At 72.8% G+C, this 26,173-nt stretch carries 24 protein-coding genes and 1 tRNA gene; 15 read left to right on the top strand and 10 right to left on the bottom strand.

Features of this window, described 5'->3' with window-relative positions; translation table 11 throughout:
• Window positions 1-22 precede the first annotated feature (22 nt).
• Both I6G21_RS02580 and I6G21_RS02575 read right to left on the bottom strand, forming a co-directional pair.
• Window positions 23-673 carry a response regulator gene (locus I6G21_RS02580; RefSeq protein WP_129357673.1) on the bottom strand — a complete coding sequence of 217 codons (651 nt, stop codon included), beginning with the start codon at window positions 671-673 and terminating at the stop codon, window positions 23-25.
• Window positions 673-2,235: a sensor histidine kinase gene (locus tag I6G21_RS02575; RefSeq protein WP_232238495.1), complete on the bottom strand. Its 1,563-nt coding sequence runs from the start codon at window positions 2,233-2,235 to the stop codon at window positions 673-675. The genes I6G21_RS02580 and I6G21_RS02575 overlap by 1 nt, the downstream gene beginning before the upstream one ends.
• Before the next feature lie 169 nt (window positions 2,236-2,404).
• Between I6G21_RS02575 and I6G21_RS02570 the strand changes: the two genes are divergently transcribed.
• Together I6G21_RS02570 and I6G21_RS02565 are read left to right on the top strand one after the other, a co-directional pair.
• Complete coding sequence (locus I6G21_RS02570; RefSeq protein ID WP_129357674.1) at window positions 2,405-3,538, top strand: ABC transporter permease; 1,134 nt, start codon at window positions 2,405-2,407, stop codon at window positions 3,536-3,538.
• Window positions 3,538-4,392 carry an ABC transporter ATP-binding protein gene (locus I6G21_RS02565; protein ID WP_232238493.1) on the top strand — a complete coding sequence of 285 codons (855 nt, stop codon included), beginning with the start codon at window positions 3,538-3,540 and terminating at the stop codon, window positions 4,390-4,392. The genes I6G21_RS02570 and I6G21_RS02565 overlap by 1 nt, the downstream gene beginning before the upstream one ends.
• A gap of 36 nt (window positions 4,393-4,428) precedes the next feature.
• Here I6G21_RS02565 and I6G21_RS02560 read toward each other — a convergent pair whose 3' ends face one another.
• Window positions 4,429-5,280: an HpcH/HpaI aldolase/citrate lyase family protein gene (locus I6G21_RS02560; protein WP_129357675.1), complete on the bottom strand. Its 852-nt coding sequence runs from the start codon at window positions 5,278-5,280 to the stop codon at window positions 4,429-4,431.
• A 343-nt stretch (window positions 5,281-5,623) separates the two neighbouring features.
• On the opposite strand from I6G21_RS02560, the gene I6G21_RS02555 reads away from it, so the two are divergent.
• Window positions 5,624-6,604: an Abi family protein gene (locus I6G21_RS02555; RefSeq protein ID WP_197939471.1), complete on the top strand. Its 981-nt coding sequence runs from the start codon at window positions 5,624-5,626 to the stop codon at window positions 6,602-6,604.
• 75 nt (window positions 6,605-6,679) lie between these two features.
• Here the strand turns inward: I6G21_RS02555 and I6G21_RS02550 are convergent.
• Window positions 6,680-6,755 (bottom strand) — tRNA-Thr (locus I6G21_RS02550).
• Between the two features lie 324 nt (window positions 6,756-7,079).
• Between I6G21_RS02550 and I6G21_RS02545 the strand changes: the two genes are divergently transcribed.
• The 5 genes from I6G21_RS02545 to I6G21_RS02525 all read left to right on the top strand — a co-directional run bounded on the left by I6G21_RS02545 (window position 7,080) and on the right by I6G21_RS02525 (window position 10,947).
• Complete coding sequence (locus I6G21_RS02545) at window positions 7,080-7,757, top strand: SDR family oxidoreductase (RefSeq protein WP_058731365.1); 678 nt, start codon at window positions 7,080-7,082, stop codon at window positions 7,755-7,757.
• Window positions 7,758-7,925: 168 nt separating this feature from the next.
• Window positions 7,926-8,243: an acylphosphatase gene (locus tag I6G21_RS02540; RefSeq protein ID WP_129357677.1), complete on the top strand. Its 318-nt coding sequence runs from the start codon at window positions 7,926-7,928 to the stop codon at window positions 8,241-8,243.
• Entirely contained in the window at window positions 8,240-9,220 is a 981-nt protein-coding gene (locus I6G21_RS02535; RefSeq protein ID WP_129357678.1) for a cation diffusion facilitator family transporter, read from the top strand. Before I6G21_RS02540 ends, I6G21_RS02535 begins: the two co-directional genes overlap by 4 nt.
• Complete coding sequence (locus I6G21_RS02530; protein WP_129357679.1) at window positions 9,217-10,047, top strand: spermidine synthase; 831 nt, start codon at window positions 9,217-9,219, stop codon at window positions 10,045-10,047. The genes I6G21_RS02535 and I6G21_RS02530 overlap by 4 nt, the downstream gene beginning before the upstream one ends.
• A 63-nt stretch (window positions 10,048-10,110) precedes the next feature.
• Window positions 10,111-10,947, top strand: coding sequence for a hypothetical protein (locus I6G21_RS02525; RefSeq protein WP_064725595.1), 837 nt, complete (start codon window positions 10,111-10,113; stop codon window positions 10,945-10,947).
• A gap of 148 nt (window positions 10,948-11,095) precedes the next feature.
• On the opposite strand, the gene purB is transcribed toward I6G21_RS02525, so the two are convergent.
• The gene (gene purB / locus I6G21_RS02520; RefSeq protein WP_061225305.1) at window positions 11,096-12,559 is read right to left on the bottom strand and encodes an adenylosuccinate lyase; all 1,464 of its coding nucleotides are present in this window, start codon (window positions 12,557-12,559) and stop codon (window positions 11,096-11,098) included.
• Window positions 12,560-12,846: 287 nt separating this feature from the next.
• Here purB and I6G21_RS02515 point away from each other — a divergent pair, with 287 nt between their 5' ends.
• From I6G21_RS02515 to I6G21_RS02490, 6 genes are all read left to right on the top strand, one after another.
• Window positions 12,847-13,380: a hypothetical protein gene (locus I6G21_RS02515; protein WP_058731823.1), complete on the top strand. Its 534-nt coding sequence runs from the start codon at window positions 12,847-12,849 to the stop codon at window positions 13,378-13,380.
• Complete coding sequence (locus I6G21_RS02510; RefSeq protein ID WP_196826079.1) at window positions 13,377-15,179, top strand: hypothetical protein; 1,803 nt, start codon at window positions 13,377-13,379, stop codon at window positions 15,177-15,179. Before I6G21_RS02515 ends, I6G21_RS02510 begins: the two co-directional genes overlap by 4 nt.
• A gap of 42 nt (window positions 15,180-15,221) precedes the next feature.
• A complete protein-coding gene (locus I6G21_RS02505) occupies window positions 15,222-16,388 on the top strand; it encodes a histidinol-phosphate transaminase (RefSeq protein ID WP_061225367.1) in 1,167 nt (388 codons plus the stop codon).
• 140 nt (window positions 16,389-16,528) lie between these two features.
• On the top strand, window positions 16,529-17,680 hold the full coding sequence (pdhA, locus tag I6G21_RS02500; protein ID WP_058731825.1) for a pyruvate dehydrogenase (acetyl-transferring) E1 component subunit alpha: 1,152 nt from the start codon (window positions 16,529-16,531) through the stop codon (window positions 17,678-17,680).
• 151 nt (window positions 17,681-17,831) lie between these two features.
• Window positions 17,832-18,803, top strand: a complete 972-nt coding sequence (locus tag I6G21_RS02495; RefSeq protein ID WP_058731827.1) for an alpha-ketoacid dehydrogenase subunit beta — start codon at window positions 17,832-17,834, stop codon at window positions 18,801-18,803.
• A gap of 68 nt (window positions 18,804-18,871) precedes the next feature.
• A complete protein-coding gene (locus tag I6G21_RS02490; RefSeq protein WP_100464185.1) occupies window positions 18,872-20,527 on the top strand; it encodes a dihydrolipoamide acetyltransferase family protein in 1,656 nt (551 codons plus the stop codon).
• Window positions 20,528-20,693: 166 nt separating this feature from the next.
• Here I6G21_RS02490 and I6G21_RS02485 read toward each other — a convergent pair whose 3' ends face one another.
• The 3 genes from I6G21_RS02485 to I6G21_RS02475 are packed head-to-tail and all read right to left on the bottom strand — an operon-like array spanning window position 20,694 to window position 22,628.
• Window positions 20,694-21,698: a hypothetical protein gene (locus I6G21_RS02485; protein ID WP_129357681.1), complete on the bottom strand. Its 1,005-nt coding sequence runs from the start codon at window positions 21,696-21,698 to the stop codon at window positions 20,694-20,696.
• On the bottom strand, window positions 21,695-22,417 hold the full coding sequence (locus I6G21_RS02480; RefSeq protein WP_232238491.1) for a sugar O-acetyltransferase: 723 nt from the start codon (window positions 22,415-22,417) through the stop codon (window positions 21,695-21,697). The genes I6G21_RS02485 and I6G21_RS02480 overlap by 4 nt, the downstream gene beginning before the upstream one ends.
• A 52-nt stretch (window positions 22,418-22,469) precedes the next feature.
• Window positions 22,470-22,628: a hypothetical protein gene (locus I6G21_RS02475; RefSeq protein WP_165590101.1), complete on the bottom strand. Its 159-nt coding sequence runs from the start codon at window positions 22,626-22,628 to the stop codon at window positions 22,470-22,472.
• 54 nt (window positions 22,629-22,682) lie between these two features.
• On the opposite strand from I6G21_RS02475, the gene I6G21_RS02470 reads away from it, so the two are divergent.
• Window positions 22,683-24,389, top strand: a complete 1,707-nt coding sequence (locus I6G21_RS02470; RefSeq protein WP_129357682.1) for a long-chain-fatty-acid--CoA ligase — start codon at window positions 22,683-22,685, stop codon at window positions 24,387-24,389.
• Here the strand turns inward: I6G21_RS02470 and I6G21_RS02465 are convergent.
• Window positions 24,386-25,099 (bottom strand): methionine ABC transporter permease, encoded by a 714-nt coding sequence (locus I6G21_RS02465; RefSeq protein WP_058730821.1) that lies wholly within the window; start codon window positions 25,097-25,099, stop codon window positions 24,386-24,388. The genes I6G21_RS02470 and I6G21_RS02465 overlap by 4 nt on opposite strands.
• Entirely contained in the window at window positions 25,099-26,157 is a 1,059-nt protein-coding gene (locus I6G21_RS02460; protein WP_408015183.1) for a methionine ABC transporter ATP-binding protein, read from the bottom strand. The genes I6G21_RS02465 and I6G21_RS02460 overlap by 1 nt, the downstream gene beginning before the upstream one ends.
• Window positions 26,158-26,173: the final 16 nt, after the last annotated feature.

Raw genomic sequence — 26,173 nt, 5'->3', positions numbered from 1 at the left:
GGCCCGGCCCCGTCGGCTCGGTTCAGAGCAGCCGGCGCTCGCGGGCCGCGGCCACCGCGGCGGTGCGGGAGCCGACCCCCAGCTTCTCGTAGATGTGCACCAGGTGCGTCTTGACCGTGGCCTCGGAGATGAACAGGGTCCGGGCCAGCTGCCGGTTGCTCGCCCCGGTGGCCAGCAGCCGCAGGATCTCCGTCTCCCGTTCGGACAGGGCCGTCTCCGGGCGGCTCATCCGCTGCAGCAGCGCCGCCGAGACCTCCGGGGCCAGGGTGCTGCGCCCGGCCGCGGTGTCCAGCACCGCCCGGCGCAGGTCCTCCGGCGGGGCGTCCTTCAGCAGGTACCCCAGGGCCCCGGCCCGCACCGCCGCGAGGATGTCCGCCTGCGTGTCGAAGGTCGTCAGGATCAGCACGGGCGGGCCGCCGGCCTCCCGGAAGCGGCGGGTCGCGGTGATCCCGTCCATGCCCTTCATCTGGATGTCCATCACGACGACGTCGGCCGGCTCCCCGTCCGCCGCCAGCTGGGCTGCGCGCTCCAGCGCCGCCGCACCGTCCGCGGCCTCCGCGGCCACGCTCAGCTCCGCGAACCCCTCCAGCAGGGCCCGCAGCCCCGCGCGCACCACGGGGTGGTCATCCACCAGCAGCACCCGCACCGGGTGCGGCGCCTCAATCCCGTCCATCACCGTCTCCTTCCGTCCTGCGTCTGCTCCCGGCCCGCCGAGGGTGCCGCCCCGGTGACCGGCCCGGCCGTCCCGCCCGCCGCATCGAAGGCCGGCGCGGTGTCCTCCGAGGCGTCATCCGCGGCGCTCGCGGACCCGGCGGCGTCGCCGGTTGCGGAGGTCAGCGGCAGGCGCATCCCGATCACCGTGCCATCCCCGGGTGCGGAATCCACCGTCAGGCTCCCGCCCAGGGTCTGCAGCCGACGCCGCAGCCCCGGCAGCCCGTAGCCGGAATCCGAACCGCCGGCGGCCCGGGGATCCTCCAGGGCAGCGGGGTCGAAGCCGACGCCGTCGTCGTACACATCCAGCAGCGCCTCGTCTGCGGAGACGGTCAGGGTCAGCACGGCCCGGGCCGCCCCGGCGTGGGCGGCGACGTTGGCCAGGCTCGCCTGCGCCCCGCGCAGCAGCGCGGTCTGCACCGGCTCCGGCAGGTCCGCCGCCTCCCGGCCCTCCAGCCGCAGCGAGCACTCCAGGCGCTGCCCGCGGGCCGCCTCCTGCGCCTCGGTGCGCCGGCACAGGGCCGTCAGCGCCTCCGGCAGCCCCGGACCCTCGGGGACGGCGGCCAGATCCCGCACGAACCGGCGCGCCTGCGCGAGGTTCTCCCCGGCGCCCTCCTCGATCACGGCCAGCTGCCGCTGCACCTGCCGGGTGTTCCCGGCCGTCAACCCGGCGCGCGCGGCCCGGGCCACCAGCAGGATCGAGGACAGGCCCTGGGCCACGGTGTCGTGGATCTCCCGCGCCAGCCGCTCGCGCTCCTCGGCGCGCCCGGCCCGCCGCTCCCGCTCCGCCAGCTCAGCCTGGGCCAGGCGCAGGGCCTCCGCGGTGCGGGCGTGGTGCTCGGCGTCGGCGGCCAGGGCGCGGTACGTGGAGGAGATGACCACGGCCAGCACGGCCCCCAGCAGCGGACCCACCGCGGCGCCGGCGGAGTAGTCCCCGCCGCCGTGGGCCAGGGGCACCAGAGCCGAGACCGCCCACAGCAGGACCACCGCGACCAGGCCGGTCCGGTGCGGGCACAGGTGCAGGAACAGGAACATCAGCGGGAAGACCACCCACACGAAGTCCGGGGAGATCAGCACCAGGCACAGCCACAGCAGCGTCACCGCCGCCAGCCACGACCCGGCCCACCGCCGCGGAACCCCAGAGGACGCCCCCTCCGGCCCGGTTCCCTGTTCGGTGCCGGGGGCGGTCTCATCTCGCCCCGCCCGGCGCGCGTGGCGGTTCTCCCACACGGTCCCGGCCAGGTACACCGCGGCCAGCAGCGCGGTGGCCGCGATGGCGCAGGCCGCCGGGGCGGCGTCGGGAACCCGGGTGCCGGTCCAGAGGTAACGCACCAGTCCGAAGCCCAGCAGGAACGCGAACATCACGTGCAGCGCGACCCGCAGGGTCCGCAGCACGGGCAGCTGGGCGTGCCCGGGGCCCCGGCGCGCCCGGGAAGCACCGGCGCCGGAGCCGGCGGCGCGGGCGCGCGAGGAGGAGGCGGGGTCCGGCTGGGGTGCGGAGGGTCGATCGAGGGGGCGGGGCACGGGATCACTGTAGCCGCCGCGGACCCCGCCGGGTCGGGTGCGGGCGGCGTCGGCCCCGGACATCAACCGAACGGATGATTCAGGATCCGCCGAGGCCCCGATGTGCCGGACACCCCCGCCGCCGGAGAGTGGAGATCGATACGCACGAGACCTGAGAAAGGAGCCCACGATGTACCTGGGCATCCGCGACATCCGCGCCGCGAAGGGCCGGTTCGCGCTGATCGGCTCGGTGGTCGGACTGATCACCCTGCTGCTGGTCATGCTCACCGGCCTGACCGGAGGACTGGGGGCGCAGAACACCTCCGCGCTGAGCGCGCTGAAGGCGGACCGCTTCGTCTTCGGTGCCGGCACCTCGCAGACCGCCGACGGGAAGATCCCGCAGGCCGAGGTCTCCTTCACCGCCTCCGGGATCACCCGGGAGCAGGCCGAGACCTGGCGGGGCACCGACGGGGTGGAGCAGGCGACGCCGATCGGCATCACCCAGACCCGGGTGGAGGGAGACTCCGCCGCCACCGCCGCGATCTTCGGGGTGCCCGACGGCTCCGACCTGCCGCACCGGGCCGCCGGCGAGGCGCTGCAGGGGACCGCGCAGATCCGCTCCGGGACCGCCGTCGTCTCCCGCACCGCGGCCTCTGACCTCGGCGTCGGGGTGGGGGACCGGGTCACCGTCGGCGGCCAGAAGCTGGAGGTCGCCGGGGTGCTGCCGGACGAGTGGTACAGCCACAGCCCCGTGATCTGGACGGACACCGCCGCCTGGCAGAGCCTGGCCCACGCCTCCGGCGCCGGAGAGCAGACCCCCGTCGGCACGGTGCTGGCGGTGCGGGGCACCCTGGACGACGCCGCCTGGAGCGCCGCCGAGCACCGCACCGACACGGTCACGGCCACCACCCGCGGATCCTTCCAGGGGCTGGCCTCCTACTCCTCGGAGCGGGGCTCCCTGCTGACCATGCAGGGCTTCCTGTACGGGATCTCCGCGCTGGTGACGATCTCCTTCCTGACGGTGTGGACCATCCAGCGCACCCGCGACATCGCGGTGCTGCGGGCCCTCGGCGCGGCCGGGTCCTACCTGGTGCGCGACGCCGTCGGGCAGGCCGCGGTGATCCTCGCCGTCGGGGTCGCGGCCGGGACGCTGGCAGCCACCGGACTCGGCGCCCTCGCCGCGCGCGGGGTGCCCTTCACACTGGACGCGGCCACGACCCTCGTCCCGGCCGCCGGAATCTGGGTCCTCGGGATCCTCGGCTCGCTGATCGCGGTGCGCCGAGTCGCCACCGTGGACCCCATGATCGCCCTGGGAGGCAACTGATGAGCATGATCGAACGGATCGAGGAGAACCTGCACCCGACCGCCGGACACACCCCCGAGCACCGGGCCGGCGCGCGCCGGGGTGCTGGCCATCGGGCCGACGAACGCCCGGTCGAGCGGTCACGGCGTGAGCCGGCCGGCGAGGCCGCCTCATCGCCGCTGGTCCTGCGCGGGGTGAGTCTGGAGTACCCGGACGGCACGGACGAGGACGGCCGGCCCCGGACCCTGCAGGCCCTGGATTCCGTGGATCTGAGCGTCGAGCGCGGCCGACTGTGCGCCGTGGTCGGGGAATCCGGTTCGGGGAAGTCCTCGCTGCTGTCCGTGGCCGCCACGCTGATCGCCCCCACCGACGGGTCCGTGCGCATCGCCGGGACCGAGACCGTCGGGGCCGCGGAGAAGGAGCGGGCCCGGCTGCGGCGGGAGGAGGTCGGCGTCGTCTTCCAGCAGCCCAACCTCATCGCCTCCCTGACCGCGCTCGAGCAGCTGCTGATCGCCGAGCACATCCGCGGGCTGCGCGGGAAGCGGCTGCGGGCCCGCCGGGAGCGGGCCCAGGAGCTGCTGGACCGGGTGGGCCTGGCCGGTCTGGGGGCTCGGCGCCTGCACCAGCTCTCCGGCGGGCAGCGTCAGCGGGTCAACATCGCCCGCGCGCTCATGGGCTCCCCGTCCGTGCTGCTGGCCGACGAGCCGACCTCCGCGCTGGATGCCTCCCGCTCGCGGGAGGTCGTGCGGCTGCTGGCGGAGATCACCCGGGAATTCGACGTCGCGACCCTCATGGTCACCCACGAGACCGAGCTGCTGGACGCGGCGGACCGGGTGGTGACGATGAGCGACGGCCGCCTGACCGAGGGTGCCTGAGCCCGCCGGTCCGTCGGCGCGGGGACGGGGTGCGGGTCAGTCCCGCCAGAGGCCGTAGGTCTGGGCCAGGGTGGAGACCTTCCGGGCTCGAGCCAGGCGCGGCAGGTAGGAGCCCTCCTTCGGGACGGCGCCGTCCTTCTCCTTCTTCAGCATCTCCCGCGCCCAGGAGATCTCCTCCTCGGAGGGAGCCAGGCCGCGGTTGATCGCATCCGTCTGCCCCGGATCCAGGGTGAGCTTGCCCGTCATGCCCATGGTCGCGGTGATCCGGCAGGCCTCCCGCAGGCCCGCCTCGTCCACCCCGTTGGCGGGGCCGTCGATGGGCCCGGGCAGATTGCCCACCCGGGAGGCGATCACCAGGGTGGAGCGGGCGTGGGCCATCGCCATCGGGTCATCGGAGATGCCGGTGTCCTTGCGGAAGTCCCCGGTGCCGAAGGCCAGGCGGAAGGTCCCCGGGGCCTTGGCGATGTCCACCGCGTTGACCAGGCCCACCGCGGACTCGATCAGCCCGATCACCGGGGTGCCCGCGCGGGACATCATGGCGGTGCGGGTGATGTGATCCGGCTGCTCCGTCTCGGCCAGCACGATCCCGCGCAGCCCCTCCGCCTCGGACAGGGCCGCGAGGTCCTCGCTCCACTGATCGGTGGTGATGGCGTTGACCCGCACCCACGCGCGCATCCCCGAGTTCAGGGCCCGCACCACGCGCTCGCGGGCGGAGTCCTTCTGATCCGCGGGGGTGCCGTCCTCCAGGTCCAGGATGATCGAATCCGCTTCGGACTCGTAGTTGGGCTCGAAGAAGTCCTCGTTGGCCGCGGAGGTCAGCAGCCAGGAGCGGGAGAGGCGGGCGGGCAGCTGCGCGGCGCGCTCGTTGCGGTGGAAGGTGTGCGGCATGGGGACCCTTTCGGACGTCGTCGGTTCGGCTCCCCACCCTACGCGCGGGCCTTCGCGGCTGTCTGTGGGCCGGGCCGCGCGACGGCGCCGTCGGCCTGCTGGCGGGCTCCGGCCGCGTTTTGGGAGCCGTGCGGTGTTTCGGGAGCCCTCGCGGTGCTCCCGAAACACCGGGAGGCTCCCGAACCGGATCGCGGGATCATCCGGCGGCGCCGGGAGGGCGCGGATGCGGAGGTCGGGTGGCTGCTGCGGCGAGGGTGATAAGGTGAGGGCATCACATCCCCCACGCCTCTCCACGATGCGCACTTGGGGGATTTTCTCTACCCCGGCGACAGGAGCGACGGTGATGGGACAGCGCGGGCGGGGTACCCGGGTCTACGACAAGCCGCCGATGACGCTGGACGAACTGGTCCAGCGGCTGATGGAGCGGGGGTTGCTCGTCCCGGACCAGCCACGGGCCCGCCGGTACCTCCGACACATCGGGTACTATCGGCTCTCGCCATATGCCATCCCCTTCCAGCACGAGGGCCCGGAGCACCTCTTCCGTCCCGGGGTATCGTTCGATGATCTGCTGGGGCTGTATGTCTTCGACCGATCACTTCGACTGCTCGTCATGGATGCGTTGGAGCGCATCGAGGTGGCGGTTCGAGCCGCGCTGACTGACCATATGGCAACAAGCACCGATGACGCTCACTGGTACGCGGATGCGCGTCATTTCCGAGACCGACGCCGCCACCAGAAACTGCTGCACCTCATCCGGGAGACGAGTGACCAACAGCTGCGGCGCCCCCCGGAGCGCGGCCGAGACCGCCTGCACCACCCCTCGGCGCTCGAGCACTACCTGCTGACCTACGGAGAGCCTGAGCTGCCGCCATCGTGGGTGATGTTGGAGGGCCTCACCATCGGGCAGCTGAGTGGTCTGTACCGGAATCTTGCGCGGCGTGCCGATAGGACGGCGGTGGCTCGATCGCTGGGACTCACCGAACCGCTGCTCACCTCGTGGCTTGAGACGTATGTGAGGGTGAGGAACATCTGCGCTCACCACGGTCGACTGTGGAACGTGGGTCTCGGCGACTATCCGAGGATCCCCACCTCCCCGTCAGTCGCGTGGCTCACCGCCGAGGACGCACTGCCGGAGAGGTCTCGATACCGTCTCTATCCGGTCCTCGTCTCGCTTCAGACGATGTTGGGGACGATCTCTCCACGCAGCGGCTGGGCTCGACGACTCGCCGCACTCCTGCGGGGGCGCAGCGAGCTGGTGCATCGTGGGATGGGCGTGCCCTCGGATTGGTTCCGTGATGAGTTCTGGGAGCGGCACCTGCGCTGAGGGCGTTCATGTCCCGATGGCGACGCGACGCGGGCCGCGGCGTCGTCGTGGTGACGAGGCCGCGGCCCGCGGTGGTGGAGCCTCCTGCCGGAATCGAACCGGCGACCTAATCTTTACGAGGGATTCGCTCTACCGACTGAGCTAAGGAGGCAAGCGCTGGCCGCGCCCCGGCGGGAGGGAGCGGCGCAACGCGACCATCAGGTTACCAGACCCCGCGCGGGCCCGCACGACGCCGACCCGGCGCATCCGTGCCCACCTCTCCGCTGACCCGGCGCATCCGTTCCCGAATCCGGCGATTCCGGGAACCGATGCGCCGGGTCGCGGGGGAGAGTGGGCGGGGAGGGGAGCGGATGCTCTGGAATAACGGCCCCGGCTGACCCCGTTGCACCGAGTGACACGCCGCGAACGGCGGTGGTCCCGGCGGCTCCCGACACGGTGGACGCTGCACGGGGACCCCGCAGAACAGGAGCACACCATGAGCACCATCGGCATCATCGGCGGACACGGCAAGGTCGCCCTGCTGGCGGCCCCCCTGCTGGTCGAGCAGGGCCACCGGGTCCGGTCCGTCATCCGCAAGCAGGAGCAGATCGCCGACGTCGAGCAGACCGGGGCCGAGGCTGTGGTCCGCGACGTCATGGACCTGTCCACCGATCAGATCGCCGCGCTGTTCCGCGATCAGGCGCTGGACGCCGTCGTGTGGTCCGCAGGCGTGGGCGGCGGGGACCCGGAGCGCACCTGGAAGGTGGACCGCGACGCCGCGATCCGCACCATGGACGCCGCCGTGCAGGCCGGGGTCTCCCGCTACGTCATGGTCTCCTACCTGGGCTCCTCCCTGGAGCACGAGGTCCCGAAGGAGGACGACTTCTACGCCTACGCCCAGTCCAAGGCCGAGGCCGATGAGCACCTGCGCGGCACCTCCCTGGACTACACGATCCTCGGTCCCGGGATGCTGACCCTGGAGGAGCCCACCGGGAAGATCGACGTCACCACGGACCCGCAGGATGCCGACACCTCCCGCGCCAACGTGGCCCGTGTGATCGCCGCGGTGCTGGCCGATGACTCCACCATCGGCAAGGCCATCCCCTTCACCGACGGGGACACCGCGATCGCCGAGGCCGTGGCCGGCGCCCCGGAGAGCACCCGGCTCGCCTGAGCCGCCCGACCGAGGCCGCCCTCCCACCTCGACGCCGCCCGCACCCGCCCCTTCCGGCGGGTGTGGGCGGCGTCATCGCGTCCCGGGCCGCGCTGGGAGATACTGACTCCCGGGGCCCGCGCCGCGGGCTCACGCAGACCTGACCGTCCGAGACGCGAGGAGCACACCATGGTCTTCCGGCAGCGCAAGAACGACGACGCCGAGCGCCCCGCCCCCGAGGCGCGGCTGGAGGCCACCGTCTCCGGACGCGTGCAGGGCGTGGGGTTCCGGTGGTGGACCCGCGGCGTCGCCGTGGACCACGGCCTGACCGGCTACGCTGAGAACCTGCCCGACGGGGACGTCCAGGTGGTGGCCGAAGGCACCCGCGACGGGGTGGAGGCGCTGTACGCCCAGCTGACCTCCGGGGACACCGCCGGGCACGTCAGCGACGTCCGACACCGCTACACGGGTGCGACCGGCGAGTTCGAGGACTTCGGCACCCGGTGAGCCGGAACCACGGCCGCGGGGACGGCGGACACACCCCGGGAGAGCACTCCCACGGCCAGGAGGCCGGGGGACACGGGCACAGCCACGGCGTCGGGGCGGGGCGGCGTCGGCTGAGCATCGCCCTGGGCATCGGGCTGGTGCTGTTCGTCGCCCAGCTCATCGGATCCATCATCACCGGGTCCCTGGCGCTGCTGTTCGACACCGCCCACGTGCTCACCGACGCCGCCGGGCTGGCCATGGCCCTGGGGGCGGCGGTGCTCGCCCAGCGTCCGGCCACCGCCCACCACACCTGGGGGCTCAAGCGCGCGGAGATCCTCGCGGCCACCGTGCAGGCCGCGGTGCTGCTGGGCGTCGGAGTGTTCGTGGTCATCGAGGCGGTGCAGCGCTTCGTGCATCCCGAGCCGGTGGCCGCCCCGGAGATGATCCTGTTCGGGGTCATCGGGCTCGTGGGCAACATCGCCGCCCTGCTCGTGCTGACCGGCGGCCAACAGAACCTCAACCTGCGGGCGGCCTTCCTGGAGGTGGTCAACGACGCCCTGGGCTCCGTCGCGGTGATCCTCTCCGCCCTGATCATCACCTGGACCGGGTGGGTGCAGGCCGACGGCGTCGTCGCCCTGCTGATCGGGCTGCTGATCATCCCGCGGGCCCTGAAGATCCTCGCCGAGGCCGTGGGGGTGCTCCTGGAGCGCACCCCGCCGGGCCTGGACCTGGATCGGGTGCGTCAGCACATCGAGGCCCAGCCGCACGTGGTGCGGGTGCATGACCTGCACGCCGGGCGCATCTCCACGGACCTGCCCTTCCTCACCGCGCACGTGGTGCTGGAGGACGAGTGCTTCGAGGACGGGCACTCCGCGCAGCTGCTGTGCACCCTGCAGGAGTGCATCGCGGAGCACTTCGACGTCTCCATCGCCCACTCCACGATCCAGCTGGAGCCGGCCCGCCACGCCGCTCATGAGGCCCAGGACTTCACCGTATGAGCGTCGGCGACGCCGGGGAGGGCCCGGAGGCCACCGTGCAGCTGTCCTTCTCCGGGGCCACCGCCAGGGTGCGCCCCGACGGGTGGGGTGAGGGCGGCGTCGTCCTGGAGATCGACGGCGCCGAGCAGTCCCACGTGATCCCGGCCCACCCGGAGCGGATCCGCTACGAGTACCTGCGGCGCATCGCCCACCTCGCGGATCTGATCGGGGAGCCGGGGGAGCCGATCGCGGCGGCGCACCTGGGGGCGGGGGCCCTGACCCTGCCGCGATACGTGCAGGCCACCCGGCCCGGGTCGGCGCAGGTCGCGGTGGAGATCGAACGCGAGCTGCCCGGCTTCATCACCCGGCACCTGCCGCTGCCGCCCGGCACGGATCTGCGGGTGGTCATCGACGACGCCCGCGCGGCTCTGCCCGGGCTGCGCTCGGCCGCCGGCATGGGGTCGGCGCAGGGATTCGACCTGGTGGTCGTGGACATCTTCGCCGGGGCGGACTCCCCGGCGCACCTGGCCTGCCGGGGCTTCTACGCCGAGGCCCTGGCGCAGCTGGGCTCGCGGGGGATCCTCGCGGTGAACGTCGGGGACGACGACCCGCCCCTGGACTTCTTCACCGCGCAGGCCGCGGCGCTGGATGCGGCCGCCGCCGACGCCGGGCTGCTCGGTCCCTGGACCCTCGCCGACGCCGGGATGCTCACCGGCCGCCGCCCCGGAAACCTGATCCTGGCCGCCGGTCCCGGGCTGGGCGAGGAGCATCGGGACCGACTGGAGGCGGCCGGGCCGCATCCGGCGGCGGTCCTGGACCCGGTGCGCACCCGGTCCTTCCAGCCCTGATCCGCGCGGGCGCGTCCCATGATCGCTCGGGCCGAGGGCCTTCTGACGTGGTTCAATGAACCCATGGCACCGAATCTCTCCGAGTCCGCCCTGAAGAACGCCTTCGACGACGACGGCAAGCCCAAGCCCGCCCTGAACAAGGCCCTGGACTCCGTGCTGCGGATCCAGCGGCCGCTGGTGGTCGGGTCCATCAAGCGGATGCGCAAGAAGCACCCGAAGGACACCCCCGAGCAGATCCTGAAGCGCATCGAGAAGATCTACCTGCGCGACGTCACCGTCGGCGGCGGTGCCATCGGCGCCTCCGCGTTCGTGCCCGGGATCGGCACCGCGACGTCGCTGGGCCTGTCCTTCGTCGCCATCGGCGGGTACCTGGAGCGCACCGCGATCTACTGCCAGTCCGTCGCGGAGCTCAACGGGGTCCACGTGCAGGACCCGGAGAAGGCCCGCACCATGGTCATGGCGCTGATGCTGGGTGAGGACGGCAACGTGCTGATGTCCCAGATCCTCGGGCAGGCCGGCAAGGGTCGGGGCCTGTCCAGCAAGTGGGGTCAGATGATGGGCAAGGACGAGTCCAAGGGCTTCTCCGTGTCCAAGACGATCCGCACCATGTTCGTCAAGCGCTTCCTGGCCCGCCAGTCCGGTGCGATGCTCGGGCGCGCCCTGCCCTTCGGCCTGGGGGCCGTGGTGGGCGGCGGGGCCAACCTGGCGCTGGGCCGGAAGGTCATCTCCTCGACCCACGAGGCCTTCGGCGAGGCCCCGGCCCTGTTCCCGGACTCGCTGCAGCTGGACGGCGTGGCCCCCAAGTTCGAGGACCGGCGCGATGAGCGCCGGGCCAAGATCCTCTCCGGCGAGATCTGGCCCAAGAAGTCCGACCAGGCCGGGCCCGCCGCCGAGGACTGAGCCGACCGGGCCGAGTTGCTCGGATAGCGCCGCTCGGATAGCGCGACGGCCCCCGGGCCCCTTTCGACGAGGGGGTGCCCGGGGCCGTCGCGTGAATCGGGCCGGCGGGGCCCGCCCGCCGTCGCCCCGGCTGAGACCGGACCGGGGTTCAGTCCCGGGCCCAGTCCACCAGGGCGGCGGCGATGCCGTGGTAGGCGGCGGGGGTGAGCTCGGCCAGGCGGCCGGCGGCGGCGTCGGGCAGCCCCAGGCTCCCGACGAACTCCCGCAGCCGCTGCTGGTCCACCCGGTGCCCGCGGGTCAGCTCCTTGAGCCGCTCGTAGGGGCTGTCCAGGCCCGGCGCGCCGGCGATCGCCTCGGCGCGCATGACCATCTGGATGGCCTCGGCCAGCACCTCCCAGTTGTGCTCCAGGTCCTCGGCCAGCACCTCCTCGGCCACCGCGAGCTTGGCCAGCCCCTGGGCGACGTTGGAGATCGCCAGCAGCGAGTGGCCGAAGGCCGTGCCGATGTTGCGCTGCGTGGTGGAGTCCGTGAGGTCCCGCTGCCACCGCGAGGTGCTCAGCGTCGTCGCCAGGGTGTCCAGCAGGGAGGTGGACAGCTCCAGGTTGGCTTCGGCGTTCTCGAAGCGGATCGGGTTGATCTTGTGCGGCATCGTCGAGGACCCCGTGGCGCCCTCCACCGGGATCTGGCGGAAGTAGCCGATGGAGATGTAGGACCACACGTCGGTGCACAGGTTGTGCAGCACCCGGTTGAACTGGGCGATGCCGGCGTAGAGCTCGGCCTGCCAGTCGTGGGATTCGATCTGCGTGGTCAGCGGGTTCCAGGTCAGCCCCAGTCCCTCGACGAAGGTGCGGGAGACCTCCTGCCAGTCCGCCCCCGGCACGGCGACGATGTGCGCGGCGTAGGTGCCGGTGGCTCCGTTGATCTTCCCGAGGATCTCCTGCTCGGTGACCCGCTTCAGCTGCCGCCGCAGCCGGAAGGCCAGCACGGCCAGCTCCTTGCCCAGCGTGGTGGGGGTGGCCGGCTGCCCGTGGGTGCGCGAGAGCATCGGGATCTCGCGGGTCTGCTCCGCCATCGCGAGGAGCTGATCCACGAGGTCGCGTGCGGCGGGCAGCCACACCTGCTCGACGGCGTCGCGGATGCCCACCGCCCACGCGAGGTTGTTGATGTCCTCGGAGGTGCACCCGAAGTGCACCAGCGGGGTCAGTCGCTCCAGACCCAGGGCCTCGAGGCGGCGTCCGATGTAGTACTCCACGGCCTTGACGTCGTGCACCGTGACGGCCTCGATCTCGGCGAGCTCGGCGACGGCGTCGGCGTCGAAGTCCGTCACCAGGGACCGCAGGCCGGCCTGCCGCTCGGCGTTCAGCGGCTCGAGCCCGGGCAGCACACGGTGTTCGCACAGGTGGATGAACCACTCCACCTCCACGTGCACGCGGTTGCGGTTCAGGGCCGCCTCGGAGAGGTGCTCGGTCAGGGGCGCGCTCTGGCGCCGGTATCGGCCGTCCAGGGGCCCCAGGGCCGGGGCGGGGGACTGGGCGGCGAGGCTGAGGCGGCCGTCGGGCAGGCGGGGGTCGGCGTGCTCGGACGGGGAGCCGGAAGGGGTCGGTGAGGCCATGCGGTCATTCTCGCACGGCCTCCCCGCGCCCCGGGGATCCGCGACGCCGGTGCTGCGGGAATCCTCGGCGGGAATCCACAGCCGGCTCCTTCCGCGGGTGAAGCGGGCCCGCCGTCCACAGGACCCCCGGGATCCCGCGGGAGGGGCGATTCGGGCCCGGGCGGTCCGGCGCAGGATGGGCGGGACGCCGGTCGCACCGCACGGACGGCGGCTGGCCCCCGATGGGGTTCGAGCCGCCGCCGGCTGCGGGACGGCCGATCACTGGGCACCTGAGGAGGGCGGCGGAGATGGACATGATGGACACGCTGGGGCTGGTGGCCCCCGGAGCGCTGACCGGGGCCGGGGCGGCCGCGCAGGAGCGGCTGCGCGCCCTGGCCGAGCAGGCCCGCACCTGCTCCCGGCAGATCCACGGCGCCGGTGAGCAGGCGGCCGGGGCCACCCGGATTGAGTGGGAATCGGAGGCGGCGCAGCTGTTCCGCACCGGGATGTCCCGGCACGGGAGCCAGGTGGTGCTGGCCCGGGACCAGCTGGAGCAGGCGGCCGTGGAGCTGGAGCTGGCCGGGGAGCAGATCCGGGCGCACCTGGAGGGCCTGGCCACGGCGATGGCCGCGGCCCGGGACCGCCTGGGGCAGGCCCTGCACCGGGAGACCCAGCGGCTGCTGGACGGGGTCCAGGATCTGGCCGGGGACACCGTGGAGGCTGGGCGGCGGGCCCTGGAGTCCGTGGAGGTCTGCGGGGCCCGGGCCGCCGCCGAGGCGCTGGGCGGGGATCCGCTGGCCGCCGGGGTGCGCAGCGCCCTGGCCCAGGCGGGGGTGCGGTGATGGGCGGGGTGTTCTCCCGGCTGGGGGAGTATGAGACGTTCCTGGGCGCCCCGGCGCAGGAGACCGGAGCTCTGCAGCACGATCTGGGCGCCGTCCCGGAGGGAGGGGCGCTGCTGCAGACCTCCGTCCGGCAGCAGCGGATCGACACCGAGGAGGTGTCTCGGGCCTCCCTGCTGCTGGGTGCGGCCGGTGTGGAGTACGGGGCCACCCAGCTGGAGGCGCTGCCGGTGCAGACGGAGACGGCCCTGGCCTGGTCCCACCTGTCCGTGCATGCCGCGCGCGCCGCGGACCTGCTGCTGCAGGCGCAGTCCACGATGCTGGAGCTGACGACGGACGCCGCGGACTACGCCGCCAAGCTGCAGGCTGCGGCCCTGTCCTACGAGCACGCGGAGCAGATCGCGGGGGCCCTGGTGGGCGTCTTCGACTCCTTCTACAGCGGGGCCGTGCGTCAGATCTTCACCTCCGCGTTCACCACGGTGCGCAGCCTGCCGTTGGTGCTGACCCCGCAGGGGGCCGCGGGTGCGGCCGGAGGGCTGGGGACGATGGCGCTGGTGGGGGTCGCGCTGGTGGGCGGATTCGGTGCGGATGCGCACCTGCGGGGCCGACGGGCCGCGGCCTCCTCCCTGCTGCGCGGGGGCTCCCAGGGGAAGCTGGAGGCCACCCTGCACGGGGCCCGGGGGATGAAGCAGGCGGAGCGGGCCGCCGGGATCGGCCTGGGGCGGGTCACGGGGTTCCGGGAGGCCGGAAGGAGCAGCGGCACCGTGCAGCGCGGCGGCGTCGGCGGGATCATGGCGCGGATCAACGCGGCGGGAAGTACGGACGTCCGGCTCGACGCCGAGCACGGGGCCCAGGAGGAGACCGCCCTGGGGCACGTGGACGTGCAGGTGGTGACCCGGCCCGACGGCACCCGGGCCTACACGGTCTCGATCCCCGGCTCCGATTTCGACAACCTGTGGGCGGAGAACGAACCCAACGGCACCTTCTCCGCCCTGGACCTGGCCTCCGCGGACGGGACCGCGAGCCTCGCCCAGTCCCCAGTGCTGATGCAGATGGTGGATCAGGCCCTGCGGGAGGCCGGGGCCTCCGCCTCCGACGAGGTGCTGCTCACCGGATTCAGCCAGGGCGGCATGACCGCGCAGGCGCTGGCCGCCAACGGGGACTTCCGCAGCCGGTGGAAGGTGGCCGGGGTCCTGTCGATGGGGGCGCCGACCTCCGCCTACGGCGGGATCCCCGAGGACATCCCGGTGCTCAGCGTCGAGGACGTCAACGACGTCGTGCCCGCCGTCCTGGCCGAGGGCAGCCGCCCGGCCAACGCCCAGACGCAGGAGGTGCACGTGAACATGGGTGAGGAGGAGTACGGCATCGGCCTGTTCGGCACGCACAACGGCGCTGGTTATGAGCACATGGCTCCCGCGGTGGCCCAGCAGCTGGGCCGCACCGGGGAGGGGCGGGAGTATCTGGCGATGCTGGATCGGATGATGCCGGAGGGCGCGGCGGTGAGCACCGTGACCTACGAGGCCGGCGCGGAGTACTACAACGCCGACCCCGACGATCCCCGCCGTCCCATCGCTCCGGTGAATCCGGCGTCGGTGGGCACCGCGCAGGAGGCGCTCGCCGCGGGGAAGGAGCTGGCCGGCGAGGCGGGGAAGGCGGCGGTGGGCGGGCTCACCCGGATGCCGGAGATCCGGCTGCCCGAGCCGTGCCCCGCCCCGCAGATCCCGCAGGGCGGGGAGTTCCCGGGGACCATCCGCCCGCCGCGCCTGCCCGGGCATCCGATGCCCTCCCCGGTGCTGCAGTGAGGCCCGGCACACCGGGGAGGGGCAGCGGCTACAGTGGTGTCCATGAGTCCCGAGAACTCCTCCGAGCCCCCCGCCCGCGACGCCGCCGGGCACCGCGGCATCACCCCGCGCCCCGTGTTCGACCAGCTGCCGGCCTACGCCGCCGGGAAGCCGCCGAAGGTCGTGGAGGGGCTCCGACAGTTCAAGCTGTCCTCCAACGAGAACCCGCTGGGACCGGTGCCGGCCGTCGCGGAGGTCATCGACGCCTTCCGGGACACCCACCTGTACCCGGATCCGCTGTCCACCCGGCTGCGCGAGGCCCTGGCGGGGCACCTGGAGGTTCCCGCGGAGGACATCGTCACCGGGGCGGGCAGCCTCGGGGCGCTGACCCAGATCCTCGCGGCCTTCGCCGGGCAGAACCCGGACGGGGTCCAGGACGAGGTCGTCTACCCGTGGCGCTCCTTCGAGGCCTACCCGATCGTGGTGGGCCTGGCCGGGGCCCGCTCGGTGCAGGTGCCGCTGACCGAGGACGGGGGCAACGACCTCGAGGCCATGGCCGCGGCGATCACCGAGCGCACCACCGTGGTGCTGCTGTGCTCCCCCAACAACCCGACCGGCCCGGCCCTGACCCGCGACGCCGTGGAGGCGTTCCTGAAGAAGGTCCCGGAGCACGTCGTCGTCGTGCTGGATGAGGCGTACTACGAGTTCTGCCGCCTCTCCGAGCTGACCGAGCGGGAGCGGGCCGAGGGCGGCCTGGCCGAGGGGGTGTCCCTGTACCGGGAGCACCCCAACCTGGTGGTGCTGCGGACCTTCTCCAAGGCGGCCGGGCTGGCCGGGCTGCGCGTCGGGTACTCGATCGCCCACCCGGAGATCACCCGCAGCCTGCGCGTGTCCGCCACGCCCTTCGCGGTGAGCACCCTGGCTGAGTCCGCCGCGGTCGCCGCGATCGCCCACCAGGAGGAGGTCGATGAGCAGGTCCGGTGGATCGTGGCCGAGCGGGAGCGCATCGTCGCGGCGCTGCGCTCGGACGGCTGGGAGGTCCCGACGACGCGGGCGAACTTCGTGTGGCTGCCGCTGGGGGAGCGCTCGGCGGCCTTCGCGCAGCTGGCCGAAGAGCACGCCCTGTCCGTGCGGGCCTTCCACCCGGAGGGGGTGCGCGTGAGCGTCGGCCCGCGCGAGGCCAATGACCGCTTCCTGGAGATCTGCCGGCACTTCCGGGAGCGCGTCTGAGGAAGCCGTCGCGAGGCCCGGGGCGGGTAGGCTGGGGACAGGGCGGCCGGAGGCCGCCGCGGTGCGCCCGGGGCTCATCCCGGCCCGCTCCACGGCCCCTCTTCGCGACGCCGCCCATCCACCCCAGCCACGGAGGATCCATGGTCACCTCGCCGGAGGCGTCCGCCGCCCACCCGGGCGCCGTCGCAGGAGCCCTGCCGCTGGTCCGCATCCTGGACCAGGACGGGCGCCGCACCGCAGACCCGCGCTTCGACCCGTACCTGCGGGAGCTGTCCCGGCAGCACCTGGAGGAGGCCTACCGGCAGATGCTCGCCGTGCGCCGCTTCGACGACGAGGCCACCGCCCTGCAGCGGCAGGGCAAGCTGGCGCTGTGGGTCCCCTCCAAGGGGCAGGAGGCCGCGCAGATCGGCTCCGGGATGGCGATGCGCCCCACGGATTACGTCTTCCCGTCCTATCGCGAGCACGCCCTGGCGATGCACCGCGGCGTGGACCTCGCCCAGCTGCTCACGATCTTCCGCGGGGTCTCCGGCCACGGCTGGATCCCGCAGGAGCACCGCTTCCACCTGTACTCCTTCGTCCTGGCCTCCCAGATCCCGCATGCCGTGGGGTACGCCATGGGGCAGAAGCTGGACGGCGCCCGGGACGAGGCGACCGTCGTGTACTTCGGGGACGGCTCCTCCACCGAGGGGGAGGCGCACGAGTCCATGGTCTTCGCCGCCTCCTACGACGCCCCGGTGCTCTTCTTCGTGCAGAACAACCGCTGGGCGATCTCCGTGCCGTTCGCCACCCAGTCCCGCGTCCCCCTGGCCGAGCGGGCCGCCGGCTACGGCTTCGAGGGGATCCGGGTGGACGGCAACGACCTCCTCGGCGTCTATGCGGTGACTGCCTACGCCCTGGAGAAGATCCGGCGCGGGCAGGGGCCGGTGCTCATCGAGGCGGAGACCTACCGGCTCGGCGCGCACACCACCGCCGATGACCCCACCAAGTACCGCACCCGCGAGGAGGAGCAGGAGTGGGGGGCCAAGGATCCGCTGGTGCGCCTGGAGCGGCACCTGCGCGCCGAAGGGACGCCCGAGGAGTTCTTCGAGCAGGCCGAGGCGCAGGCCAGGGAGGGCGCCCGATCCATCCGGGAGGCCGCCCTGGCGGTGCCGGCCCCCGGGCTGGAGGAGTTCTTCGACCGGGTCTACGCCGAGCCGAACAGCCTCACGGCCGCGGAGAAGGCGTGGTTCCGGGAGTATGAGGCGGGCTTCGCCGATGCGGCGGCCGACGGCGAGCACGAGGAGGAGCGCTGAGATGATGGCACCCCGCGAATCAGCCGGGTCCGGCACCGGACCCGAGACGACGCCGACCGACCGCGTTCCGGAGCCCGAGGCCCCGGGCGCCGGCATCCCGGAGACGGAGATCCGCCGCTCCGCGACCGCCCACGACGAGCCGCGCCCCGAGGTGCAGACCCTGCCGATGGCGAAGGCCCTGAACCTGGCCATGGACGATGCCATGGCCGAGGACGAGAAGGTCCTGCTGATGGGCGAGGACATCGGGACCCTGGGCGGGGTCTTCCGGGTCACCCAGGGGCTGAAGCAGACCTACGGGGCCCACCGGGTCATGGACACCCCGCTCGGGGAGGCCGGGATCGTGGGCACCGCGATCGGCCTGGCCCTGCGCGGGTACCGGCCGGTGTGCGAGATCCAGTTCGACGGCTTCGTGTTCCCGGCCTTCAACCAGATCACCTCGCAGCTGGCGAAGATCCGGGCTCGCTCGGGCGGGCACCTGAGCCTGCCCGTCGTCGTGCGGATCCCCGACGGAGGGAACATCGGCTCGATCGAGCACCACTCGGAGTCCCCGGAGGCGCTGTTCGCCCACACCGCGGGGCTGCGGGTGATGACCCCCTCCACCCCGCAGGACGCCTACTCGATGCTGCGCGAGGCGATCTCCTCGGATGACCCGGTGATCTTCCTGGAGCCCAAGCGCCGCTACTGGCTCAAGGGCGAGGTGGACCGGCGGATCACCGCGGACACCCAGCGGGCGCAGATCGTGCGCGAGGGCCGCGACCTGACCCTGGCCGCCTACGGCCCGCTGGTGCCGGTGGCGCTGGCGGCCGCCCAGGCCGCACAGGAGGACGGGCGCAGCATCGAGGTCCTGGACCTGCGCAGCATCTCCCCCCTGGACGTCGACGCCGTGGCGGCCTCCGTGCACAAGACGGGTCGGCTGGTCATCGCCCACGAGGCGCCGAGCTTCGGCGGGATCGGCGGGGAGCTGGCCGCGCAGATCGCGCAGCGCTGCTTCTACGCCCTGGAGGCGCCCGTGCTGCGCGTGGGCGGGTACCACATGCCCTACCCGGTGGCCGCGGTGGAGGGGGACTACCTCCCGGACATCGACCGCCTGCTGGAGGCCTTCGACCGTTCCTTCGCGTACTGAAGTTCCCTGGCCCCCGCGCCGCGCGCGGTGGTCGCGACGCCGGCTTGCTGCCGGCACAGGAGTGAGCCATGACTGACATCTTCACCCTCCCGGACGTCGGGGAGGGACTGACCGAGGCGGAGATCCTCTCCTGGAAGGTCGCCCCCGGTCACACGGTGGAATCCAACCAGGTGATCGTGGAGATCGAGACCGCGAAGTCCGTGGTCGAGCTGCCCTCGCCCTTCGCGGGCACGGTGCGCCGGATCCTCGCCGAGGAGGGGCAGACCGTGGAGGTCGGCGCCCCGCTGATCGAGATCGCCGGGGCGGACGCTGCCGAGGACTCCGGGGACCCCGAGGCCCCCGCCGGTGCGGCCGAGGAGGCCGACGGTGCGGGACCCGGTGACCGGTCCGCCCCGGTCGGCGCGCCGGGGGAGGCCCCCGATGCGGCCGGGACCGGGCGGCACCCCGAGACCACCGGGACCGCCGGCCGGGAGGGCGGCTCGTCCTCCCGCGCCCCGGGCGGATCCCCCGCCGATTCCCCGGCCGGCTCCCCTGCCGGCTCCGAGGGCGGGGCGGCCCTGGTGGGCTCCGGACCGAAGGCGGATCCCGTGCGTCGTCGGGCCCGGAAGCGCCCCAGCGGCGTCGTCGAGCCGTCCCCAGCGCCCCAGACCCCGCCGACCCCTCCGGCCGAGGAGCACCGGCGCGGGCCTCTGGCCGGGCTCAACTCCTTCAGCGCGGGGACCTTCGGGGCGAACCTCGCCGAGCGGGCCCGCGATGCCCTGAACCGGCTGCCGGGTCGCTCCCACGACGAGCCGATGCCCACCCCGGACGCCCACCAGCGGGTCCCGGGGGAGCCGCCGCGTCGTCCCACCCTCGCCAAGCCGCCGGTGCGCAAGGCCGCCAAGGACCTCGGCATCGACCTCGCCGATGTGCCGGGCACGGGAGCGCAGGGCCAGGTCACGCAGAAGGACCTGATCAACTACGCCGCGAACAGCCAGGATCTGGAGGCGGCCAAGCCCGAGCACTTTTGGATCCCGCAGGGCCGCGGCGGGGACCGGCTGGAGCGGGTGCCCGTCAAGGGCGTGCGGAAGGTGACGGCCAAGGCCATGGTCAAGTCCGCCTTCGAGGCCCCGCACGTGTCGATCTTCGTGGACGTGGACGCCTCCCGGACCATGGAGTTCGTCAAGCGGCTGAAGGCCTCCCCGAGCTTCGAGGGGGTGAAGGTCACGCCGCTGCTGATCCTGGCGAAGGCGATCATCTGGGCCACCGCGCGCAACCCGCAGGTGAACTCCTCCTGGACGGACTCGGAGATCCTCATCAAGCGGTACATCAACCTCGGCATCGCCGCGGCTACCCCGCGCGGGCTCATGGTCCCGAACATCAAGGACGCCCAGGAGCTGTCCCTGCGCGAGCTCGCGGTGGCGATCCAGGCGCTGACCAAGACGGCCCGCGAGGGCAAGACCCAGCCGGGGGATATGACCGGCGGGACGCTGACCATCACCAACATCGGCGCCCTGGGCATCGACACCGGAACCCCCATCATCAACCCCGGTGAGGCGGCGATCGTCGCCTTCGGGACCATCAAGCAGAAACCGTGGGTGGTGGACGGGGAGGTCATCCCCCGCTGGGTGACCACCCTGGGCGGTTCCTTCGATCACCGGATCGTGGACGGGGACCTCTCCGCCCGGTTCATGGCCGACGTCGCCTCGGTGCTCGAGGAGCCGGCCCTGCTGCTGGATATGTGAGGATCCGGAGCCGTCGGACCATCCGAGCCCCCGCTCCGAGGCGGGGCTCGGGTGGGACGGCGGCTCCCGAGGAGGCGGAGGGACTCCTGGCCGGTGAGGACGACGTCCGAGATCCGCGACCGGCCGCGCCAGGCGGACGGTCGCCCCACGTCCCTGCCCGGGACGCTCAGAACGCCTGGAAGCCCCATCGGTCCGCGCGGCGGTGGTAGGCGGTGCCCCACCACCCGCCCAAGGTGGCCGCGGCCAGCGCGATCAGCGCGGTGCCGGCCACCGTCAGGCCCGTCCACCCGAGGTTCGCCCCGCCGTAGTCCTGGGCCGCGACCGGCATCGTCCCGCCGGCGGCCCCCAGACCCAGGGCCTGCACGACGATGCTGGACACCGCCGTGATCATCAGGAACCACAGGAACACCCCGACGCCCTGCTTGGCTCCGCCGAAGCGGGCCGCCCGGCCCGCGGCGTAGCCGCCGCCCAGATACCCCAGGAACACGGCCACCGCGTAGGCCAGCACCCACATCCCGGCATCCGCTTCCCCCGCGCCCAGACCGGACAGGGCCGCGCCGGAGGACTCCGGGGCGGGTCCGACGCCGAAGCGCGGCAGCGCCTGCTGCGCCAGCCACACCAGGAAGCCGGTCAGCGGCAGGGCCGCCAGCCAGCCGAGCAGCCCGGGCAGCAGCTGCACCCGCGCGTACTCCTCCTTCTGCCGGGCCACCACGACCGTGCGCAGCTGCTCCCCGGAGAGCACCCGGGCCGGCTCCTCCTCCCCGTAGGTCCCCGCGCCGCCGGGAGCGTGCGGGGACTCGAGCCAGGCCGTCGAGGCGTCGCGCCGCGATCCGGGGGCCCCGGGGGCATCCAGCACCCGGGTCGCGCTGGGATCCGCCGGGTGGGAGCCCGCACCCAGCACCCGCGTGGCGTCGGGATCCTCCAGCACCTGCGTGGCCTCCGGGTCCCCCTCGACGGCGGACAGGTGCCGCGGGGCGGCGCCCAGCACCTCGGTGGCCTCGGGATCCCGGATCACCTGCGTGGCCTGGGCATCCGGATCCCACCACCCGCCGTCCCGCGAGGAGCCGGGCTCCAGGGGGCGGGTGGTGCCGTCATCCACCCAGCCATCCCCGGCCCCATCCGCTCCCGATGATTCGGAGGAGCGCCACGGCGTCCGTCCGTCCCGGCTCACCGGCCCTCCTCCGCGCGCACCTGATCCCGGTACTCGGCCGGGAAATTCTCCAGGGCGTACTGCCCCGTCCGCTCGGTCGGATCGATCCGGCGGATCACCCGGGCCGGGGCCCCGGCGACCACCGTGCCCGGCGGCACGTCACGGGTCACCACGGCACCGGCGGCCACCACCGCATCCCGCCCCACGGAGACCCCGGCCAGCACGATCGCCCCGCCGCCGAGCCACACGTTGTCCTCGATCGTGATGGGCAGCCCGCCCTCCCACTGCCGCTTCCGATCCACCGGGTTCAGGGGGTGGGTGGGGCACAGCAGCTGCACGTGCGGGCCGATCTGCACGTCGTCGCCGATGCGGATCTCGGTGACGTCCAGGGCCGTGAGCCCGAAGTTCGCGAAGACCCGGCTGCCCACGTGGATGTTGTACCCGTAGTCCACGTGCAGGGGCGGGCGGATCGCCACGTGCTCGCCCACCGAGCCCAGCAGCTCGCCCAGCAGCTCCTGGGCCGCCGAGCGATCGCTGAGCATCAGCTCCCCGTAGCGGGCGGCCATCGCGGCGGCCTCCCCGGAGCTGCGGTGCACGACGCCGTCGGCACCCTCGGCGGGGGTGGCTCCGCCGCTGCGGTAGGGCAGACCCGCGTGCATCCGCTCCCGCATGCTCAGCTCGGCGTCGCCGGGGGCGGGGGAGGGGGCCGCGGAACGGACGGGATCGCTGTGCTCGGACATGGACATGCTCCTCGGAAGGTGGGGAAGGGGAATGGCGTGCGGGGCCGTCGGCTCAGCGCCCGAAGATCACCACGAGCAGGATCACCAGCAGACCGACGCCGATGGCGACGCCCGTGGCGACCAGCAGCCGCCGGTTGATCTGCTTCATGACCTGGCGGACCTCGGCCTCGGTGAACGGACGGGTGCGCTGGGGGCGGCGGGGAGTGCTCATGGGCCACCAGTATTCCAGGTCACCGGTGCGAAGCCGATCGGTAGAATCTCCCCCATGGTTGATACGTCCCCCGCCGCGCCGCCGCGGCCCTGGCTGAAGAACTACAACCCCGGCGTGGCCCACGACCTGGACCTGCCGGAGACCTCCCTGGTCCACGTGTTCGAGGAATCCGCGCGGCGGGCCGGAACCCGACCGGCCCTGGAGTTCTTCGGCGCGAGGACGACGTACGCGCAGCTGGCCGAGCAGGTCTCCCGCGTGGCCGAAGGGCTGCGGGTCATGGGGGTGCAGCCCGGGGACCGGGTGGCGCTCGTGCTGCCCAACTGCCCGCAGCACGTGGTCGCCTTCTACGCGATCCTGCGGGTCGGCGGCGTCGTCGTGGAGCACAACCCCCTGTACACGGCCGGGGAGCTGCGCCACCAGTTCGAGAACCACGGGGCGAAGATCGCGATCGTGTGGGACAAGGCCGCCGCGAACATCACGGACCTGCCCTACGACCTGCGGCCGCGCAGGATCATCGCGGTGAACATGGTGGAGGCGATGCCCGCCGGGATGCGCCTGGCCCTGAAGCTGCCCGTCGGGAAGGCCAAGGCCGCTAGGGCGAAGCTGGAGGGCCCGGCCCGCGGGTGCATCCCGTGGCGCCAGCTGCTGAAGAACGCGCCCATCGCCGAGGACCACCGCCGCCCCACCGCCCGGGACCTCGCCCTGCTGATGTACACCTCCGGGACTTCCGGGACCCCCAAGGGCGTGGTGCTCACCCACCGGAACCTGGAATCCAACGCCGCGATGGGCCGGGAGTGGATCCAGCCGGATGAGCACGAGACCATCTACGCCGTGCTGCCCCTGTTCCACGCCTACGGGATGACCCTGGGCCTGGGCATCGCGATGGCCATCCGGGCCAAGCTCGTGCTGTTCCCGACTGTGGACATCGACCTGATCCTCACGGCCATGCGCAAGTCCCCGCCGACCATCCTCCCGGCGGTCCCGCCCGTCTACCAGCGGCTGCTGGAGGCCGCGGACGAGCGGGGCGTGAGCCTGTCCGGGATCAAGTACTCGGTCTCCGGGGCGATGAACCTGCCCGTGGAGCTGGTCCAGGCGTGGGAGACCCGCACCGGGGGCTACCTGGTGGAGGGCTACGGGCTGACCGAATGCGCCCCGCTGGTCTCCTGCAACCCGCTCAACGACACCCGCCGGGCCGGGTCCATCGGCATCCCCTTCCCCTCCACCCTCATCCGCCGGGTGGATCCGGACACGGGTGAGGACGCCGCCGAGGGGCGCCCCGGCGAGCTGTGGGTCAAGGGCCCCCAGGAGTTCCAGGGGTACTGGAAGAACGAGGTCGCCACCCGGGAGACCCTCACCGCGGACGGCTGGCTGCGCACCGGGGATGTGGTGACCATGGACGAGGACGGGTTCCTGTTCGTCGTGGACCGGGTCAAGGAGATCATCATCACCGGGGGCTTCAACGTCTCCCCGTCCGAGGTGGAGACGGCCCTGAAGACCTTCGACCCGGTGGTCGACGCCGCCGTCGTCGGGATCCCCTCCGCGAAGGGCGGGGAGGAGGTCGTGGCCGCCGTCATCATGAGCCCCGGCACCGCCCTGGACGAGCAGGCGCTGCGCGAGCACTGCTACACCAAGGTCACCCGGTACAAGGTGCCCCGAAGGATCGTAGAGGTCGAGGAGTTCCCCCGCTCCATGCTCGGCAAGACCCTGCGCCGGGAGGTCAAGAAGCAGGTGGAGGCCAAGCTCGACCGCGCCTCCGACTAGCGGCGCATGATCTTCCGGGCCAGCAGGTTGCCGACCAGCTGCACCAGCTGCACCAGGATCACGATGATGATGATCGCCACCAGGGTCACGTTCCAGTCGAAGCGCTGGTAGCCGTAGCGGATCGCGAAGTCGCCGATGCCGCCGCCGCCCACCGCGCCGGCCATCGCGGACATGTCCACGACGCCGATGACGATGAACGTGTATCCGAGGATCAGCGGACCCAGGGCCTCCGGCAGCATCACCGAGAACATGATCCGCAGCTTCGAGGCGCCCATCGCGCGGGCGGCCTCGATCACCCCGGGGTCGATGGAGACGAGGTTCTGCTCCACGATCCGGGAGATCGCGAAGGTCGCGGCCACCACCATCGCGAAGATGCCCGCCTTGATCCCGATGCTGGTGCCGATGGTCTGCAGCATGACCGGGCTCAGCGCGGCCAGCAGGATCACGAAGGGGATCGGGCGGATCAGGTTGACCAGGAAGTTCAGCAGCGCGTTGACCGGCCGGTTGGCGAGGATGCTGCCCGAGCGGGTGGTGTACAGCAGGGTCCCGATGATCAGACCGAAGATCCCGGCCAGGACCATCGTCACCAGCACCATCTGCAGGGTCTCGGTCACGGCCGGACCGATCTTCGGCAGCACCGTGTCCCAGTCGGTGGTCTTGGCCGCCAGCACCGGGGCGTGGGCGAGGGCGGCGTCGAACTGTGCGTGCATCAGGCGCGCACCTCCTTCACGGTGGTCACGAGCTTCAGCTGCTCCACGGCGGCGTCGATCGCGGTGACCTCGCCGAGCAGCTCCAGGGTCAGGCGGCCGTAGGTGCGGCCCTGCAGGGTCTCCAACCCGCCCTGCACCACGGTGAAGGTGACCCCGCGCTCCCCGAGTCGGGACAGCACCTGCCCGACCTCGGCCTGATCGTGGATCTCCACGTTGACCAGGTGCCCGCGGTGCCGGGCCTTCAGCTCCGCGGCCTCATCCCCGGTCGGCGCCTGCTTCACGGTGGTGGACACGAAGCGCTGGGCCGGGGCCGTCTGGGGATCGGAGAACACGTCGTAGACGTTGCCCTCCTCCACCACGCGGCCCTTCTCCATCACGGCCACCCGGTCCGCGATCTTCGCGACGACGTCCATCTCGTGGGTGATGACCACGATCGTGATGCCCAGGTCCTCGTTGACCCGCTTGAGCAGGTCCAGGACCTCCTCGGTGGTCTCCGGGTCCAGCGCGGAGGTGGACTCGTCGGCCAGCAGCAGGTGCGGCTCCGTGGCCAGGGCCCGGGCGATGCCCACCCGCTGCTTCTGCCCGCCGGAGAGCTGATCCGGATGGCTCTTCGCCTTGTCCGCCAGCCCCACGAACTCCAGCAGCTCCGCGACCCGCGCCCGGCGCCTCTCCTTGGACCAGCCGGCGATCTTCAGCGGGAACTCCACGTTGGCCGCGACCGTCTTGGAGTTCATCAGGTTGAACTGCTGGAAGATCATGCCGATCTCCGTGCGGATCCGCCGCAGCCGGGATTCCCCGGCCCCGGAGATCTCCTGCCCGTCCACGGTCAGGGTCCCGGAGGTCACGGTCTCCAGGCCGTTGATCAGGCGCACCAGGGTGGATTTGCCGGCCCCGGAGTAGCCGATGATCGCGTAGATCTCGCCGCGGCGGATGGTGAGGCTGACGTCGTCGACGGCGGTCACGGAGCGGGAGCCGACCCGGAAGGTCTTGCTCACCCCGTCCAGGACCACCATGTCCGTCCCGGTCTGCTCGGGGCGGGTGCGGGTCTGTGCTGTCATGGTTTCCCTCGGGTGG

Origin of the sequence: Rothia kristinae, from assembly GCF_016028855.1 — a bacterium.
Lineage (GTDB): Bacteria > Actinomycetota > Actinomycetes > Actinomycetales > Micrococcaceae > Rothia > Rothia kristinae.
This window is presented reverse-complemented; position numbering and strand designations above follow the sequence as displayed.

What these genes read in the sequence shown, in the direction of transcription:
- I6G21_RS02480 (WP_232238491.1), bottom strand. Translation starts at nt 22,417, where the DNA reads ATGTCCGAGCACAGCGATCCCGTCCGTTCCGCGGCCCCCTCCCCCGCC.
- I6G21_RS02515 (WP_058731823.1), top strand. Translation starts at nt 12,847, where the DNA reads ATGGACATGATGGACACGCTGGGGCTGGTGGCCCCCGGAGCGCTGACC.
- I6G21_RS02570 (WP_129357674.1), top strand. Translation starts at nt 2,405, where the DNA reads ATGTACCTGGGCATCCGCGACATCCGCGCCGCGAAGGGCCGGTTCGCG.
- I6G21_RS02490 (WP_100464185.1), top strand. Translation starts at nt 18,872, where the DNA reads ATGACTGACATCTTCACCCTCCCGGACGTCGGGGAGGGACTGACCGAG.
- I6G21_RS02475 (WP_165590101.1), bottom strand. Translation starts at nt 22,628, where the DNA reads ATGAGCACTCCCCGCCGCCCCCAGCGCACCCGTCCGTTCACCGAGGCC.
- I6G21_RS02530 (WP_129357679.1), top strand. Translation starts at nt 9,217, where the DNA reads ATGAGCGTCGGCGACGCCGGGGAGGGCCCGGAGGCCACCGTGCAGCTG.
- I6G21_RS02555 (WP_197939471.1), top strand. Translation starts at nt 5,624, where the DNA reads ATGGGACAGCGCGGGCGGGGTACCCGGGTCTACGACAAGCCGCCGATG.
- I6G21_RS02580 (WP_129357673.1), bottom strand. Translation starts at nt 673, where the DNA reads ATGGACGGGATTGAGGCGCCGCACCCGGTGCGGGTGCTGCTGGTGGAT.
- I6G21_RS02465 (WP_058730821.1), bottom strand. Translation starts at nt 25,099, where the DNA reads ATGCACGCACAGTTCGACGCCGCCCTCGCCCACGCCCCGGTGCTGGCG.
- I6G21_RS02460 (WP_408015183.1), bottom strand. Translation starts at nt 26,157, where the DNA reads ATGACAGCACAGACCCGCACCCGCCCCGAGCAGACCGGGACGGACATG.
- I6G21_RS02560 (WP_129357675.1), bottom strand. Translation starts at nt 5,280, where the DNA reads ATGCCGCACACCTTCCACCGCAACGAGCGCGCCGCGCAGCTGCCCGCC.
- purB (WP_061225305.1), bottom strand. Translation starts at nt 12,559, where the DNA reads ATGGCCTCACCGACCCCTTCCGGCTCCCCGTCCGAGCACGCCGACCCC.
- I6G21_RS02470 (WP_129357682.1), top strand. Translation starts at nt 22,683, where the DNA reads ATGGTTGATACGTCCCCCGCCGCGCCGCCGCGGCCCTGGCTGAAGAAC.
- I6G21_RS02540 (WP_129357677.1), top strand. Translation starts at nt 7,926, where the DNA reads ATGGTCTTCCGGCAGCGCAAGAACGACGACGCCGAGCGCCCCGCCCCC.
- pdhA (WP_058731825.1), top strand. Translation starts at nt 16,529, where the DNA reads ATGGTCACCTCGCCGGAGGCGTCCGCCGCCCACCCGGGCGCCGTCGCA.
- I6G21_RS02505 (WP_061225367.1), top strand. Translation starts at nt 15,222, where the DNA reads ATGAGTCCCGAGAACTCCTCCGAGCCCCCCGCCCGCGACGCCGCCGGG.
- I6G21_RS02545 (WP_058731365.1), top strand. Translation starts at nt 7,080, where the DNA reads ATGAGCACCATCGGCATCATCGGCGGACACGGCAAGGTCGCCCTGCTG.
- I6G21_RS02525 (WP_064725595.1), top strand. Translation starts at nt 10,111, where the DNA reads ATGGCACCGAATCTCTCCGAGTCCGCCCTGAAGAACGCCTTCGACGAC.
- I6G21_RS02565 (WP_232238493.1), top strand. Translation starts at nt 3,538, where the DNA reads ATGAGCATGATCGAACGGATCGAGGAGAACCTGCACCCGACCGCCGGA.